10 protein-coding genes are annotated in these 16,693 nt (G+C 41.9%); 8 read left to right on the top strand and 2 right to left on the bottom strand.

What is annotated here, in order from left to right:
* The first annotated feature begins 59 nt into the window (after positions 1-59).
* From VS868_RS11125 to VS868_RS11160, 8 genes are all read left to right on the top strand, one after another.
* Positions 60-1,604, top strand: coding sequence for an alpha-L-arabinofuranosidase C-terminal domain-containing protein (locus tag VS868_RS11125; protein ID WP_345597488.1), 1,545 nt, complete (start codon positions 60-62; stop codon positions 1,602-1,604).
* A gap of 25 nt (positions 1,605-1,629) precedes the next feature.
* Complete coding sequence (locus VS868_RS11130) at positions 1,630-4,032, top strand: glycoside hydrolase family 127 protein (protein ID WP_345597490.1); 2,403 nt, start codon at positions 1,630-1,632, stop codon at positions 4,030-4,032.
* A 165-nt stretch (positions 4,033-4,197) separates the two neighbouring features.
* A complete protein-coding gene (locus tag VS868_RS11135) occupies positions 4,198-5,883 on the top strand; it encodes a ribulokinase (RefSeq protein ID WP_345597492.1) in 1,686 nt (561 codons plus the stop codon).
* Positions 5,880-6,584, top strand: coding sequence for an L-ribulose-5-phosphate 4-epimerase (locus VS868_RS11140; protein WP_345597494.1), 705 nt, complete (start codon positions 5,880-5,882; stop codon positions 6,582-6,584). Before VS868_RS11135 ends, VS868_RS11140 begins: the two co-directional genes overlap by 4 nt.
* Before the next feature lie 81 nt (positions 6,585-6,665).
* Entirely contained in the window at positions 6,666-8,174 is a 1,509-nt protein-coding gene (gene araA / locus VS868_RS11145) for an L-arabinose isomerase (protein WP_345597496.1), read from the top strand.
* An 18-nt stretch (positions 8,175-8,192) separates the two neighbouring features.
* Positions 8,193-9,368 (top strand): aldose epimerase family protein, encoded by a 1,176-nt coding sequence (locus VS868_RS11150; RefSeq protein WP_345597498.1) that lies wholly within the window; start codon positions 8,193-8,195, stop codon positions 9,366-9,368.
* Position 9,369: 1 nt separating this feature from the next.
* Positions 9,370-10,989: a sodium:solute symporter gene (locus VS868_RS11155; RefSeq protein WP_266067799.1), complete on the top strand. Its 1,620-nt coding sequence runs from the start codon at positions 9,370-9,372 to the stop codon at positions 10,987-10,989.
* Positions 10,990-11,118: 129 nt separating this feature from the next.
* Positions 11,119-12,069, top strand: a complete 951-nt coding sequence (locus tag VS868_RS11160) for an alpha/beta hydrolase (RefSeq protein ID WP_266067798.1) — start codon at positions 11,119-11,121, stop codon at positions 12,067-12,069.
* Positions 12,070-12,213: 144 nt separating this feature from the next.
* On the opposite strand, the gene VS868_RS11165 is transcribed toward VS868_RS11160, so the two are convergent.
* Together VS868_RS11165 and VS868_RS11170 are read right to left on the bottom strand one after the other, a co-directional pair.
* On the bottom strand, positions 12,214-14,757 hold the full coding sequence (locus tag VS868_RS11165; RefSeq protein WP_345597503.1) for a glycoside hydrolase family 9 protein: 2,544 nt from the start codon (positions 14,755-14,757) through the stop codon (positions 12,214-12,216).
* A gap of 312 nt (positions 14,758-15,069) precedes the next feature.
* Positions 15,070-16,551, bottom strand: a complete 1,482-nt coding sequence (locus VS868_RS11170) for a vanadium-dependent haloperoxidase (RefSeq protein WP_345597505.1) — start codon at positions 16,549-16,551, stop codon at positions 15,070-15,072.
* Between the last annotated feature and the right edge of the window lie 142 nt (positions 16,552-16,693).

Below are 16,693 nucleotides of genomic sequence, written 5' to 3' on the forward strand. Positions count from 1 at the left end.
TTCAGCTCTGAAATATTTGAGAAGTGACTTTTGAGTAGTAAAAAATTAAACAGTAAATCATGAAAAAAATTAGTAGCCTATTTATTTTTCTTTTTATGTGCCAGTCGGTGGTATTTGCACAGGAAACGAAGATTACCGTACGTGAAGACCAAAATGCCCCAAAGATCAGCAAGCACATTTATGGTCATTTTGCTGAACATCTCGGTCGCTCTATCTACGACGGATTTTATGTTGGGGACACCAGCGCAATTCCAAATAAAGAAGGAGTTAGGGCAGATATTATTAAAGCCCTAAAGGAAATCCAAATCCCGAACCTCAGGTGGCCCGGTGGCTGTTTTGCAGATACTTATCAGTGGAAGCATGGAATTGGTCCACAAGAAGAAAGGCCAACCATGGTAAACTCCTGGTGGGGTGGGGTAACCGAAGACAACAGCTTTGGAACCCATAACTTTTTAAATCTGTGTGAAGAATTGGGAGCCGAGCCTTTTATATCAGGAAATGTTGGTAGCGGAACAGTAAAGGATTTCGCCGACTGGGTACAGTATACCAACCATCCTGCAGGTAGCCCTATGGCTAAACTGAGAAAGGAAAACGGAAGGGAAGAACCCTGGAATGTGAAATTTTGGGGAATTGGAAATGAGATGTGGGGCTGCGGCGGTAATATGACCGCTGAATATTACGCTAATATATATAAGCAGTACGCTACTTTTATGAACGCCTCAGAAAATAATGAAAATCTTTATAGAATTGCAGCAGGGGCCACAGGTGATGATTATCATTGGACCGAGGTCTTAATGCGGGAGGTGCCAAAATCCCTTATTGAAGCAGTAGGATTGCATCATTATGCTGTAATTGATTGGAAAGCGAAAGGACCTTCCACAAATTATACTGAAGATATCTATTTTAAGAGTATGAAGGAAGCTCTTAAAATGGATGAGTTTGTGGCCGGGCATATAGAGGTTATGGAAAAATATGATCCTGAAAATGAAATAGACTTAGCAGTAGACGAGTGGGGTGGCTGGTACGAAGTAGAAGAAGGTACCAATCCGGGATTCCTTTATCAGCAGAACACCATGCGAGATGCAATGATTGCAGGGGCAACTTTGAATATCTTCAATAATCATAGTGAGAGGGTAAAAATGGCCAATATCGCCCAGACTGTGAATGTTTTGCAGGCACAAATACTTACCGAAGGGGAGAAAATGATCCTTACCCCCACTTATCATGTTTTCAAAATGTATACAGTGCACCACGATGCTAAGTTGCTTCCGGTGGCTTTTGATTCTCCTGAGTACACTTTCAACGGGGAATCTTTACCGGCCATTTCTGTTTCGGCTTCTAAAAGTGAGGCGGGAAGCACGAACATTTCTCTCGTCAATATAGATGCCCAAAAGGAACATAAGGTTGAAATTGATCTGGAAGGTATGGATGTGAAGAAAATGCAGGGACAAATCCTTCGATCAGGAAAAATCCAGGATCATAATACTTTTGATGACCCTGATAAAATTACTATTAAGGATTTTAAAGATTTCAACCTGAAAAATGGCAAACTATCAATGGTCTTACCTCCTTTCTCAGTTGTAGTGCTTTCCTCAAAAAAATAATTTAACAATCTAAAAACCTGCGTTGATGATTAAAGATCACAAGCACCACATTCTTTTCAATTTGCTTCTAATAGCTTTTGCTTTTGGACCTAATGTCTGGGCTCAAAGTAAGAGCGACATTAAATTTTTTAAGCTTCAGGACGTAGAGCTGGGAGAAGGGCCTTTTAAACAGGCAATGCTTACAGATCTCAACTACATTCTCGAATTGGAGCCAGATAAATTATTGGCGCCCTTTTTACGGGAAGCGGGCTTGGAACCAAAGACTACAAGCTATACCAATTGGGAAAATTCCGGGTTGGATGGTCACATTGGAGGCCATTATCTTACTGCCCTGGCACAAATGTATGCATCTGCAGGTAGTGAAGAGGCATATGAAAGATTAGAATATATGCTTGCTGAACTCAAACGTGCGCAGGACGCTTACGGCACCGGTTATATTGGAGGTGTTCCGGGAAGTAAAGAGTTATGGGCAGAAATAAGATCTGGTGAACTCAAGCCGGCTAGTTTTAGTCTGAATAACAGGTGGGTGCCTCTTTATAACATCCATAAAACCTACGCAGGATTACTCGATGCATATCAACATACAGGAAATCCTTTGGCTAAGGAAATGCTCATCGATTTTACCGACTGGATGATCGATCTTACTGCAAACCTTTCAAATGAACAGATCCAGTCCCTTCTTATCTCCGAACATGGTGGATTAAATGAGGTCTTTGCAGATGTGGCTAAATTGACAGGGGAGGAAAAATACCTGGAACTGGCCAGGCAATTTTCTCAGAAGGCATTGCTTGATCCTTTAAGTCAGGAGAATGATGTCTTAAACGGGATGCATGCAAACACGCAGATCCCCAAGGTTATTGGGTTCGAAACAGTTGCTGCAATATCAGGTGATGAAGATTACCATGAGGCCGCTAAATATTTTTGGGAGAATGTTGTAGAAGAGCGCTCTGTTGCTATTGGAGGGAATAGTGTAAGGGAACATTTTCATCCAACTACCGATTTTGCTTCAATGATTACCGACGTACAGGGACCCGAAACCTGTAATACTTACAACATGCTCAAATTGAGCAAAAAGCTCTTCCAGGCAGAAGGTTTGGAGAAATATTTAGATTATTACGAGGAAGGTCTGTATAATCACATTTTGTCGTCTCAACATCCCGAAAAAGGAGGGTTTGTCTATTTCACCCCTATGCGTCCGGGACACTACCGGGTGTATTCTCAGCCGGAAACCAGTTTCTGGTGTTGCGTAGGCTCTGGTATTGAAAACCATGGCAAGTACAATGAATTCATATATGCCTATTCTGAAAATGAGCTTTATGTGAATCTATTTATTCCTTCTACTCTCAATTGGGAGGAGAAGGATTTTTCATTAACTCAGAGAACCAATTTTCCTGAAGAAGAGTCCACATCATTTCTCATCGAGACTAAAGATCCTAAGGAATTAAACTTAAAAATAAGATATCCACGCTGGATTTCGCAGGGGGAGTTCAACGTTGAAGTAAATGGAAAACCGTTTGAGGTGAATACAACTTCCGGGAATTACTTCAGCATTAAAAGAAAATGGAAAGATGGTGACAGGGTCGATGTGAAGTTGCCCATGCATCTTACTTCTGAAAGACTTCCCGATGGTTCAGATTACAAGGCTTTAAAATACGGCCCCATTGTATTGGCAGCTAAAACAGGCGATCAGGATATGGATGGACTTTTTGCCGATGATAGTAGGGGAGGTCATATTGCAGCCGGGGAGATCATTCCGCTTTCAGAAGTGCCTTATTTTATTTCAGATGAAACTGAAAAGGTTGAAACCCTGGTGAAGAAAGTGCCTGGTAAAAAACTGACATTTTCGGCGTCAGAGGTTTTATATCCTAATCAATTTAAAGACCTGGAGTTCATACCATTTTACAAGCTCCATGACTCCCGGTATGCCATTTATCTTCCTCTGGAAACTACTGAAGGGGTGGAGAAGATAAGGAAGGAACTGGAGAAAAAGGAGGAGGAAGAAAAGATGTTGGCGGCCTTAACCATTGACAGGGTCGCTCCCGGCGAACAACAACCGGAGGCCGATCATTTTATAGAAAGCCAGAATTCAAACATCGGCACGCATCGGGATAGGCACTGGAGAGATGCAGAAGGCTGGTTCAGTTATAACCTGGTCGATAAGGAGAAACAGGCACGAAAACTTAGGATCACTTACTTTGGAGGAGATGAAGGGCGCAATTTTAAAATCTTCATTAATGACGAACTCATTTCCGAAGAAAGTTTTTATGGCCTGGAGGGAAACAGGTTCTTTGAAAAGGATTATAAACTTCCTGCCGGAGTGGTAAAAAATAGCGATGGTATCTTAAAGCTGAGATTTGAAGCAGTCCCAGGTTCGCGTACTGCAGGAATTTACGATGTTAGATTATTAAAGGATAAAGAACAGGACTAACCCGAAAAGTAGAATATTAATAGAGTTTTTAAGTCGGGAGTACGAAGATTTTTCTGGCAAGATTGTTAAATTTAAAATTTTGTTAATTATTCATAAGTGTTTTAATGACACTTAATCAAAAAGAAACTTATATTTGAGTATCTGTTTTAAGCAATTACTATTAAGATGAAGAATTATGTTATAGGCCTTGATTATGGAACCGACTCGGTGAGAGCTGTTTTGGTGGACTCCGAAAACGGGAAGGAACTGGCCTCAGATACTTATTATTACCCACGATGGAAGGAGCAGAAATACTGTAACGCAGCGATAAATCAATTCCGGCAACACCCTTTAGATCATATTGAAGGTCTTGAAAAAACCATTAAAGGAGTTGTAGAAAAAAGTGGAATTGATGGCCAGGCTGTAAAAGGGATCTGCATAGACACCACTGGCTCATCCCCAATTGCAGTTACTAAAGAAGGAACTCCATTGGCACTTGTGCAGGGTTTTGAAGAGAACCCCAATGCTATGATGGTGTTGTGGAAAGACCATACTGCCATTAAGGAAGCTAATGAGATCAATGAGCTGGCAGAGAATTGGGGAGGAGAGAATTATACCAAATACGAAGGAGGAATTTATTCCTCCGAATGGTTTTGGGCGAAGATCACCCACGTCATCAGGGAAGATGAAAAGGTTAAAAATGCAGCTTATTCCTGGATGGAGCATTGTGATCTTATGACCTTTATGCTCATTGAAGATCAGGATTTGCAGTCATTCAAACGAAGCCGCTGTGCTGCCGGGCATAAAGCTATGTGGCACGAAAGCTGGGGCGGACTTCCTTCCGAAGATTTCCTCAACAGGCTGGACCCTTATTTAGGTGAGCTTCGCGGAAGATTATACAACGAGACCTACACCTCCGATGAGGTTGCCGGGAACTTAAGTGCCAAATGGGCTCAAAAATTAGGATTAAGTACAGATTGTGTTATTGCAGTAGGGGTTTTTGATGCACACTCTGGCGCTGTAGGTGCTAAGATCGATAAACACACTTTAGTTCGGGTAATGGGAACCTCCACCTGCGACATTATTATATCTTCCAAAGAAAACGTTGGAGATAAAACTGTAAAAGGAATTTGTGGGCAGGTAGACGGTTCGGTAATTCCGCAAATGATAGGTCTCGAAGCAGGGCAGTCCGCTTTTGGAGATGTGCTGGCGTGGTTCAAGGATGTACTTTCCTGGCCCCTGGATAATCTTATTTATAATTCGGATATACTTTCTGAAGAACAAAAAGAGCAACTAAAGGCAGAAGCCGAAAAGAACTTCATCAGGAAACTTTCTGAAGAGGCAGAGAAAATTGACATTTTTGAGAGCCTGCCAATCGCCCTTGACTGGATCAACGGCCGAAGAACCCCCGATGCCAATCAGGAGTTGAAAAGTGCCATTTCCAACCTGTCTTTAGGTTCTAAAGCCCCCCATATTTTTAAAGCTTTGATCAATGCAATTTGCTTCGGTTCTAAAGAGATTGTCAACCGTTTTGAAGAAGAAGGCGTGAAGATCAATAGTGTGATAGGAATTGGAGGAGTGGCGAGAAAATCCCCTTTTATAATGCAAACCCTGGCAAATGTGCTGGATATGCCAATTAAAGTAGCAGCTTCAGATGAAGCACCTGCCCTTGGGGCGGCCATTTATGCAGCTGTTGCTGCAGGTCTTTATCCAAACGTGATCGAAGCCAGTAAAACCCTGGGCAGTGATTTTGAAGCAGAATATCTTCCGAAGAAAGAGGAGGTGAAAATCTATGCCCAATTAATGCAGGAGTACAAAGAATTGGGCGCCTTTGCCGAAAAAAGTGCAACCAGAAAAATAAACCAACAATGAGTTCTATTTATCAGGAATTGAAACAGGAATGTTATGAGGCCAATATGCAGCTCAATGCATTGAATCTCGTGATCTATACCTTCGGAAATGTGAGTGCCGTAGACCGCGAAAAAGGTGTTTTTGCGATTAAGCCCAGCGGCGTGCCCTATGAAGATCTAAAACCTGAAGATATTGTGATCCTCGATTTTGATAACAATGTCCTTGAGGGGGAAATGAGGCCTTCTTCAGACACTAAAACTCACGCTTTCTTATATAAGAACTGGAAGGAAATTGGCGGAGTGGCACACACCCACGCAACCTACTCGGTAGCATGGGCGCAGGCGCAAAGAGATGTTCCAATCTTTGGAACTACTCACGCCGACCATTTAACCACCGATATTCCCTGTGCTCCGCCAATGCGGGATGATCTCATTGAAGGGAATTATGAACACAATACCGGGATACAGATCCTGGACTGCTTCAGGGATAAAAACCTGTCTTATGAAGAAGTTCAAATGGTGCTTATAGGAAACCACGGACCATTTACCTGGGGCAAGAATGCAGCCAAAGCGGTGTACAACAGCAAGGTTTTGGAAGAGGTGTCAAAAATGGCATTTTTGACACTTCAGATAAATCCCGATGCCCCAAGACTAAAGGACTCACTTATTAAAAAACACTACGAACGTAAACATGGCAAAAATGCCTATTACGGTCAGAAATAATTAAACGAATCAGACCTCACAGGTTTTTAAAACCTGTGAGGTCTTTTTAATGAAATATAAAAAACCCCTAATTCAGAATAAATGATCAGTACAGAAGAAAAGGAAATTTGGTTTGTAACCGGGAGTCAGCACCTTTACGGGGAAGAAACTCTTAACCAGGTCGCAAAGAATTCCGCAGCCATAGTTGATGGGTTTAATGGATCAAATAAGATCCCATTAAAAATTGTCCACAAAGAGACGGTAAAGACGCCCGATGAGATCACAGACCTTCTCCAGCTGGCCAACAGCGAGAAAAAATGTATTGGTATCATCACCTGGATGCACACTTTTTCCCCCGCCAAAATGTGGATTAGAGGCCTTAGTATTCTCAAGAAACCTATTTGCCACCTTCATACACAATTCAACGCCGAGATTCCCTGGGGAAAGATCGATATGGATTTCATGAACCTGAACCAGTCTGCACACGGAGACCGGGAATTCGGTTTTATGATGTCCAGAATGCGCAAAAAGAGAAAGGTGATCGTAGGCCACTGGCAGGAAGAGCGCGTACAGCAAAAGATTGGCAATTGGTGCAGAGTGGTACTGGGTTGGGATGAACTGCAGAACCTTAAAGTGGCTCGAATTGGTGACAATATGCGCGAGGTTGCTGTAACTGAAGGTGATAAAGTGGCAGCCCAGATGAAATTTGGAATGGCAGTTAATGGTTATGATTCTTCGGAAGTGGTAGCACATATCAATAAAGTTTCAGATGCAGATATTGACAAACTGCTGGAAGAATATGAATCTTCATACAATCTTTCAGAAAAACTTCAGAAGAATGGCGAGAAAAGAGACTCGTTAAAAGAAGCTGCAAAAATTGAACTTGGCCTTCGTTCATTTCTAGAAGAAGGCGGATTTAAAGCTTTTACCGATACTTTTGAAAACTTAGGAGAACTGAAACAATTACCGGGAATTGCCGTACAACGTTTAATGGCCGATGGTTACGGCTTTGGAGCCGAGGGAGACTGGAAAACAGCTGCGCTTCTGCGAGCCATGAAAGTAATGACCCAAGGTCTTGAGGGGGGAACATCTTTTATGGAAGATTACACCTATCATTTTAGTCCGCAGAAATCCTATGTTCTGGGGTCGCACATGCTCGAGATCTGTCCCACTATTGCCGATGCTAAACCTTCCTGTGAAGTACATCCGCTGGGAATTGGCGGGAAAGAAGATCCGGTTAGGCTGGTATTCAATTCCCCTGAAGGCCCTGCACTCAATGCTTCCTTGATCGATTTGGGCAACAGGTTCAGATTAATAGTAAATGAAGTGGAGGCCGTAAAACCTGAAGCAGATCTACCAAATTTACCTGTCGCACGGGTGCTTTGGGATCCAAAACCAGATCTAGACATTGCTGCAACCTCCTGGATACTTGCCGGGGGCGCTCATCATACTGTTTACACTCAGGCTCTTACTACAGGATTTCTTGAAGATTTTGCAGACATTGCCGGTATTGAATTACTGGTGATAGATGAAAAGACAAATTTTCGGGAATTCAAAGATAAAATCAACGCTAACGAAGTTTATTATCACCTGTTTCAACACGGGATGTAGAACCAAACCAACTCAATTATGAATACTGTAAAAAGAAGTTTTTTAAGCTGTGGGTTATTGATTTTAGCCCTTGCATTCGTGCAGTGCAAAAATGAAAATAAAGAAACTCAAACTTTAGACGAGGATACTACTAAGGTAGATCAGGAAGTTTTGAAAGAGGATTTTGGCACAACACCCGATGGTGAGCAGGTTGAACAATACACCCTTAGGAATGAAAACGGAATGGAAGTGAATATCATCACCTATGGGGGGCGAATCACTTCTCTAACGGCGCCAGATGCAGAAGGAAATTATGAAGATGTTGTACTGGGATTTAATTCGCTGGAACAATATCTTGAAGATAATCCCTTTTTTGGAGCTTTAATTGGCCGCTTTGGTAACAGGATCGCAAATGGAAAGTTCTCCCTTGATGGTGAGGAATACACACTTGCACAAAATGACGGACAAAATCATTTACACGGTGGGGAAAAAGGCTTTGATAAAGTAATATGGACTGTAGAAGAGGCGGGTCCCAGGATGCTTAAGCTGTCTTACGTGAGTGAGGATATGGAAGAAGGCTACCCCGGTAAGCTTGAGACTATTGTTACCTATACTTTGAATGATGATAATTCTCTCGATGTGGACTATGAAGCAACTACCGATAAAAAAACGGTGGTTAATTTAACTCAACATGCGTATTTCAACCTATCAGGAGATTTTTCTGAATCTATTCTTGATCATGAAATCAAGATCAATGCAGACCAGTATTTACCTGTTACTGAAAATTTAATCCCTACAGGAGAACTACAGGATGTTGCAAACACAGCTTTTGATTTTAGAGAGCCGAAAGAAGCAGGAAAAGATATAGAAGCAAGCAATGAGCAGCTTCAAAGAGCCGGAGGTTATGATCACAACTGGGTACTGAATGAGCAGGATAGCGGGATGCGTTTTGCTGCTTCTGCATACCATCCGGCAAGTGGTCGTTTTATGGAGGTACACACCACCGAACCCGGAATCCAGTTTTACTCAGGAAACTTCCTGGATGGAACTTTACCGCTTCAGTATGGGGAAGGGAATTATGAAAAGAGGAGTGGCTTTTGTCTGGAAACACAACACTATCCAGATTCGCCAAATCAGGAAAATTTTCCGTCGGTAATCCTTGAACCGGGAGATACATATACTTCAAAAACTTCCTTTAAATTTTCAGTAAAATAATATGCAGACATTAGATACTTTTGACTGGATTTCGATCGGTATTTATTTTGCTATTCTTTTGGGGATTGCCGTATGGGTAATTCAAAAGAAACAATCTAATACAGAGGATTACTTTTTAGCAGGAAGGAATGTGGGTTGGTTTGTTGTTGGGGCTTCCATTTTTGCATCAAACATAGGTTCTGAACACGTAGTGGGATTGGCAGGGGCCGGTGCCGGAAATAAACTTCCCATGTTGATCTATGAGATACAGGCCTGGGTGGTACTTATTCTTGGTTGGGTATTCCTCCCTTTCTATGCCCGAAGCGGGGTGTTCACAATGCCCGAATTTCTTGAAAAAAGATTTGATGCAAGGTCTCGTTGGGTGCTGTCTATTTTTTCAATTATAGCATACGTTCTTACTAAAATTTCTGTAACTATTTATGCAGGAGGAATTGTGGTTTCGGCGCTATTGGGAATAGATTTTTGGACAGGAGCCCTTTCTACTGTAATCCTTACGGGTATTTACACAGTACTTGGCGGCATGAGAGCCGTTGTTTACACTGAGACCCTGCAGGCTATCATTCTTGTTCTTGGAGCAGCAGCTTTAACCTTTATCGGTCTCGATAAAGTTGGAGGTTGGGGGAGTATGGTAGACACTGTAGGTCCCGAATATTTTAATATGTGGCGCCCTGCTACAGATCCTGATTTCCCATGGCCTTCATTGTTGATCACAAGTACAATTGTTGGGATTTGGTATTGGTGTACAGATCAATATATCGTTCAAAGAGCTCTTACTGCCCGGAATATTAAAGAGGGTAGGAGAGGAACGATCTTCGGGGCACTTTTAAAACTACTGCCGGTATTTTTATTTCTTATTCCCGGGATTATTGCACTTACTCTTAAAATGAGAGGAGAACTTCACTGGGATAGCCCAGACCAGGCTTTTCCTGTTTTAATGAGTAACCTGTTACCATCTGGTTTAAGAGGATTGGTCGCTGCAGGATTGCTGGCAGCACTAATGAGTTCTCTTGCATCGGTATTTAACTCCTGTTCCACGCTTTTCACTGTGGATATTTACAAGAAGCTTAGGCCTAATACCCCAGAGAAGAAACTGGTAAGAACAGGCCAGATAGCTACCGTTGTAATTGTAATTATCGGAATTATCTGGATACCAATTATGGCTAACATTTCTGGTGTGCTGTATGAATATCTACAAAGTGTACAATCTTATATTGCTCCTCCCATTACCGCAGTTTTTCTCCTTGGAATTTTCTACAAGAGAATTAATGCAACCGGAGCTTTTGTAACTTTAATAACGGGCCTTATTGTTGGTGCGATACGCATTGTTCTTGAGATCATGAAAGACTCACTTGATCCAGACGGTTACCTGTACGTTTTGGGAGGAAGTAATTTCCTTTCCTTTGGAGCATGGTTTTTCCTCTTCTGTATTATCCTAATCGTAGTGGTGAGTCATCTAACTGCTGCTCCACCTGAAGAGAAGACAGATAATCTCACTTTTCAAACGATATCTGAGGAAGAGAAAAAGAACAATAAGAATAGTTACAACTGGAAGGACATTGTTGTATCTGTTATCATTCTAATAATAGTGGCTGCAGTAATGATATTCTTTAGCGGGGAATAATTTTCATGTTTCAAGGAAAAGTGAAGTGGACTGAGAAATTTAAGCCAGGTGAAAGTTAAATGACAGGTGAAACTGAATAATAACAACCATAATATAGATTTTAGATTATTAACCTTAAAACCAATAATTATGACTTATTCACCAATTAAATTTCTCAGGTCTGCCATGTGGACATTTGTCTTTGTCTTTACAGCATCGGGATGGGCCCAGGATGGTACAATTTACCCAATGGAAAATCCCAAAGAACCAAATGCCATTCCGTTAGGAACCGGGGGTGTGGAAGATCAGCCTGCTCAGGAAACATGGTTTCGACAATGGGGCGATCCTATGGCGCGAAATATTACTACTGCAACGCTTACCCCTTTTTTACCCGATCCAGATAAAGCTACAGGTACCACAGTTATTGTGGCTCCCGGAGGCGGATTTAGATGGCTTTCTATGGGAAATGAAGGCTGGGAAGTTGCTGAAGCCCTTGCCGAAAAAGGAATCGCCGCCTTTGTCTTAAAATACCGGCTGAACCCAACTCCCGAATCCCTTGATGACTTTAGTGCCTGGATGAATCGCCCTATGACACCTCCTGCGGAAGCTTCAGGAGATGGGGAACCCGCAGCACGACCTGAGCGTCCGCGATGGAACCTGGACAATCAACTTGAAGATGCCGAGGCGGCTTATGCCATGATCGTTGAACGTGCTGAAGAATGGGGTGTGGATACTACCAATATAGGAATGATTGGCTTCTCGGCCGGTGCAGGTCTTACAATGCATTCTACATTAAATTCAAAAACTATGGATCTTGCTTTCATTGGGCCTGTTTATGGTGGTTTGAACGAAGTGGAGGTGCCGGAAAATGCTCCTCCAATGTTCAACGTAATTGCTGCTGATGATTTTCTCTTTAATGGAGAGTTTGGCTTGATTGAGTCCTGGCATAAAGCCGGAATACCTGTTGAATTCCATCTCTACCAGAACGGAGGGCATGGATTCGGCCTTGGAAATCCTGACCGCACGAGCAATCGCTGGTTTGATGCTTTTATTTACTGGCTTGAAGTAAATAAATTTCTCAAAGCAGGAGCTGAAGATTAAAGAGAGGCAAACCAGAAGTCAATATCTTTTTAAAAGATGTTGCTAACTAAAAGAAAAAGCGCAAGTTGTAAGTTACATTTAAAACTTACTGCTTGCGCTTAATTATTATAAGGTGTTTATCAGTTTTTGAATAGACTTATATATCTAATCTTTGTCTATTACCAGATTTTTAAAAGCTGACCCAAAGATTAAATAACTGGTGTTTCCGCCAATCGTACCCTCGTTTTGTCCCCACAGGAATGGCCAGTCGTCATAGTTTTCAAAATGGTCTGGTTTTCTAAATAAAATACCCGGAGCAACATTGCCGGGTATGAATGAAAAGTCTGCTCTGTTATTGCCATAGAATACTTCCTTGGGACGTGCTGCACCCACTGTTGCCACTAAAGAATAATTGTGATAGGGATGGTTGCCAAATAACCAGTCCGTCGCTTTATATGCATGCTTGTCATCGATAATATCCGGGAAATGTTCATTGGCAAAACTAATGGTAGTACCAAAATTTACTATGAATCCACTCCCTGCCCAGTTACCAAGACCAATAGGTACTCCGTATGGGTTATCGTCTTCAAGCCCGGCAATATATTCATTGTATTTCACCACATATGGTCGTAGCTTTTCCTTATAAGATGCTTCCATGTGCGGTATCCCGTGTAATGCAGTCAGTATTACAAAACTAACATTCCGGTCTAGGGCAGGCCACAAAAGCTCCTGAAATTTATCTTTATATTGTTGCTCTCCTGTTGAGATATAAAGCTGAAGATTAGTTGAAATATCTGCTACAGATGCCCACTCCCTACCCGTACTGTCCTGTGGCTGTTTGGCAATCAATTCTGTTGCTTCCTTCAGCAGCCTCTTGGACTGAAATAGTGCTCTTTCTGAAAGATCGTCATTATAACCTTTTAGTGCCCGGCTTGCTGCAGCAAACACAGTTGCGGCCCTAAGATCCAGACTGGGATTGCGGCTGGTAAAAGCCCACATATCATCTTTAACTCCGCTCGACTCACCATCAGCAGCTATTTCGTAAGGGCCAAGTTCAGCATTGTATGGAAGTCCGTCTGTTAATGAGGCGGCATCTCCCAGGTGATGGTAATTATAGAGTACCGAATTGGAAAGTGTCTGCGCCATGTGTCCAATAATTTCAGCCTGCGCCACTAGGTTAAGGGTGCCATGCTCTATAAATTGGAGTATATCTGGAGTTCCATCTGGGCGATGAAGAACAACATGCCGTGCTTCTTGATCAACAAAAGTCTGGTCGCGTAAGGGTTTAAAAGATTCCCAGGTCTGTACAAAGTTCTGCACCACACTAATATTGGAGTGCGTCTCGATATCAAAATCTCCTGCGTCAAAAAAACCACCTACGTTCAGTCCTGGGATCAATTCGAGGGCTTCATATTCGGTATCGGTTGTTGGTCCCTGATCATGAAGGTCAAAATGATCGGTATTTGGAGGAGCCTGGAGATATCCATCTTTAAAAGGTTCCCCGTGCCAAACCCTGTATCCTTCCTTTACGAACATATGGTTCATGTGTATTGGAATCCAAATGTCGCTGGTGGCGTCAGTAATTTTATCGTAAACGCTTTTGTTTATTATAAAGTTATTTGTTTTAGTGTCTCCATACTGGATATAATATATACCCGGAGTGTTAACTGAAGAAAAATCGAATTTCACATAGTGATATTTATAGTAGTCACCCCATGGTTCTATTTTGCCATTAAATACTTCGGTAGTTTTGCCGTTCTCATCTATTTTATGAACAGATGCTTTCTCAAGCGGTTTAGCTTTTTTGTCGAGTTCAATGACTGAAACTTTTTGCTGGGAGGGAAGATATCCAACCTGTGAAAAACCTATATTCGGTTCTCTTACCCAGTTGTTAATGGCGTTTGGTTCTACTGTCCAGGTTAAAACTTTACCGGTTTTTCCTGCCGGTAGCAAACTCCGAACCACAAACCAGCCGTTTTGAGCAAGTACCCGGCCGTCAAAAAGCATTAGATCGGCATCCTGCGAAGTGATCTTTACCATGCGTTCGGGTTCATCGGGGGCAAGAAGTAAGGTGCGCCCTGTTTCAAGAGGCAGCACATCGATGAATTCTCCGGTACCTCTGTCGTCGTAGGTTTCATAACCTTTATACTGTTTGAGCTTTTCCGAATTTGGTCTAGTAACAGTGTTACCAACCACGTAACGGGGAAAACGGTTGATACGCTCATCCATTAAGTAGGTTTTAGCCCAGTATTGCGAGGGAAGAAACTCTAGATTGAACCCGGCGCTTCCTTCAAGCTCTTTAGGAACTGGTTTGTCCAGGTAAACCGAAATTTCCACACCTTTACCCTTAGCAGTAACCACTACTCTAGATTCAAAATCAAAATCATCATAGCTAAGAACAGACTCAATACTATTAGAAGCACGGTTTACCTTCCGCGTAGGTATACTGGGAACGAGGTCCCACTGCTCGGGAGTATTGGAAAGCCTTACTGCTCCACCTTGAGCTGTTCTTACGCCATGGTGAATGAGCTCGATTCCGGCGGTTTTTTCATCATTAAACCCTCCTGTAAAAAGGTTATTGTAAACAAGAACATTGACCCCTTGTGTCTCAAAATACTCCAGGTCATTAAGTTTTAATGTCTGGCTCCATGTCATATTGGATGCCATTAATAGCAGCACTACAGCCGATAAAATTTTTATTCTACTCATCTTGATTTAAATAAATTTGCACTGAATTGGCAGGTGAAGTGTAAATATAACACAAATCTTTTTTACCACTATTTTTATGAAGTGCTAAATTGCAATTATACAGGGATTTAGCCTTTTAAAAGAATGCGCTATTTTGTGCGAAAGGAATCTAAATATTAATCCTGAGATTTAACCATCTGACTAAATTAACATCTATTAAAAAAAATCACGTGCTCAATAAGAGCATTGAATCAAATTAATGCTCAACGACAGCAAAATTTAGCAAATCTTATTTTTGAAAAGAGAAGTTCCGGTTTGTAAACCTCTTTGTTTTTAATATACAACTTCACCAATGTGTTTTTTGTAGAATTTCCAGGCTTCCCGGGCCACATCTCTTCCCAGTTCCAATCCGGCTATATTATCTGACTGGATATGGTATCCTCCCATAACCCTTGAAATACCTGCCATTTCAGCAGTTTCAGTAAAAGTTGGGAATTTTAAAGTGACAGTATCTCCTAAATGCTCAGGTTCCGTCATCGCGCCTGCAACCAGTGTGGCTTCAGATCCAAACTCATCACTTCCTGTCCACAGTTTTAGAGCTTCAGCACAACCTCCGCTAATAGTGCTATGACCCGAAACATAGGAAGGAAAAGGAGGGCATAAAAAAGTGTCGGGAGAATAGGGTCTCCATTCGGTGCCGTTTAATTCAGTAAAACCCTTATCTGGTCCGCCCCAGGCTTTTATCTTTTGATCTTTGTAATAATGATGTACCAACGCATTTGGCCTGGCAGAATCATAGAACATTTTTGCATCCCAGGAAGCTATAAAAGCATCCATCGCAACCACCTGTACATAGAAATACATTTTCACATCTTCATCAAGGCTATTATTATTCCGAAGGGAAACCTCCTGAGCAAATTTTAGCCAATGCCCCGCCTGCTGAACTGATTGTGGCCCATCCCGCATAAACTCTACTAATGCTTTATCGTGATCTGTAAGGTTTGCCTGCAAATCAATCACCTCTTTCACCTCTTTTTCCAATTGTTCTGAACCTATTAATGGTGGCGGACCGGGGCGAAACTGGTCAGCCGATTGTAAGGCAATAGGTTTAACTTTATTCCAGAAAGGTGTTAAACATCCCGGAGCAAACTTTCCATCTTTACCATCTGAAAAGTACTTGGGCTGCCACCTGTTGAGGTCAACGTTTTCATCTGGAGAATTCACGGGCTTGTAATTGACATAATCAAAATAAGCTGTCCCGTTTGAGCCGGTTTCTTCTCCATATTGGTTGGAGCCATCTCCTTTTCTGGCTTCAATGACCGCTTTTGCAGCCAAATTTCCAATACCCTCTGGGGTAGTTGGATCTAAAGAATTGTTATTTGGGTCCAGACCCAATTCCCGCATGAAATTGGTGAACAGCTTCACATCTGAATAATAGTACTCACTCATGGCCCTGTAAGCTGCATAACTTATAGCGATTTCCTTATTCTTAAGGCTATGCTCATTACTGGGCCTTCTTTCAGCGCCAGTCAAATAGACCGGAATGGCCTTTTCATCATATCTCGACCAGGCGTCAAAAACTGAAGTAAATATCAATCCTAAATACCGGGAAGTAACTGTGGGCCGGGGATTGAATTTTTCGGTGTCATTTGCGGTGGCAGTTAGAGCCATCTTCCCCCATTGGTAAGCAACATTTTGACCAGCCTTTGAAGAATCTTTTTGAATGGAGCAAATTTCTTTATCCCCTATGATATCTGCCGAAGTAGCATTATAACTAATAAAGATGGTTAGCGAAAGTAAAATTGCCTTTTTCATTTTCTTAGATGATTAATATCGAGCTATTTTAACCTTTTTTTTAGTAAAATCCTAAAAATACTCCCTTAACATGTGTCCTTCGGAAATGGCGAAAAGGAGTACAGCTATTTTTTAATTTTACCCAGCCCGCACAATTCCAACC

Source organism: Salinimicrobium sp. 3283s (assembly GCF_039602225.1).
GTDB classification, from domain to species: domain Bacteria; phylum Bacteroidota; class Bacteroidia; order Flavobacteriales; family Flavobacteriaceae; genus Salinimicrobium; species Salinimicrobium profundisediminis.

Bases quoted from the DNA above. Each gene is read 5' to 3' on its own strand.
- VS868_RS11130 (WP_345597490.1), top strand. From the start codon at position 1,630: ATGATTAAAGATCACAAGCACCACATTCTTTTCAATTTGCTTCTAATA.
- VS868_RS11150 (WP_345597498.1), top strand. From the start codon at position 8,193: ATGAATACTGTAAAAAGAAGTTTTTTAAGCTGTGGGTTATTGATTTTA.
- araA (WP_345597496.1), top strand. From the start codon at position 6,666: ATGATCAGTACAGAAGAAAAGGAAATTTGGTTTGTAACCGGGAGTCAG.
- VS868_RS11160 (WP_266067798.1), top strand. From the start codon at position 11,119: ATGACTTATTCACCAATTAAATTTCTCAGGTCTGCCATGTGGACATTT.
- VS868_RS11140 (WP_345597494.1), top strand. From the start codon at position 5,880: ATGAGTTCTATTTATCAGGAATTGAAACAGGAATGTTATGAGGCCAAT.
- VS868_RS11165 (WP_345597503.1), bottom strand. From the start codon at position 14,757: ATGAGTAGAATAAAAATTTTATCGGCTGTAGTGCTGCTATTAATGGCA.
- VS868_RS11170 (WP_345597505.1), bottom strand. From the start codon at position 16,551: ATGAAAAAGGCAATTTTACTTTCGCTAACCATCTTTATTAGTTATAAT.
- VS868_RS11125 (WP_345597488.1), top strand. From the start codon at position 60: ATGAAAAAAATTAGTAGCCTATTTATTTTTCTTTTTATGTGCCAGTCG.
- VS868_RS11155 (WP_266067799.1), top strand. From the start codon at position 9,370: ATGCAGACATTAGATACTTTTGACTGGATTTCGATCGGTATTTATTTT.
- VS868_RS11135 (WP_345597492.1), top strand. From the start codon at position 4,198: ATGAAGAATTATGTTATAGGCCTTGATTATGGAACCGACTCGGTGAGA.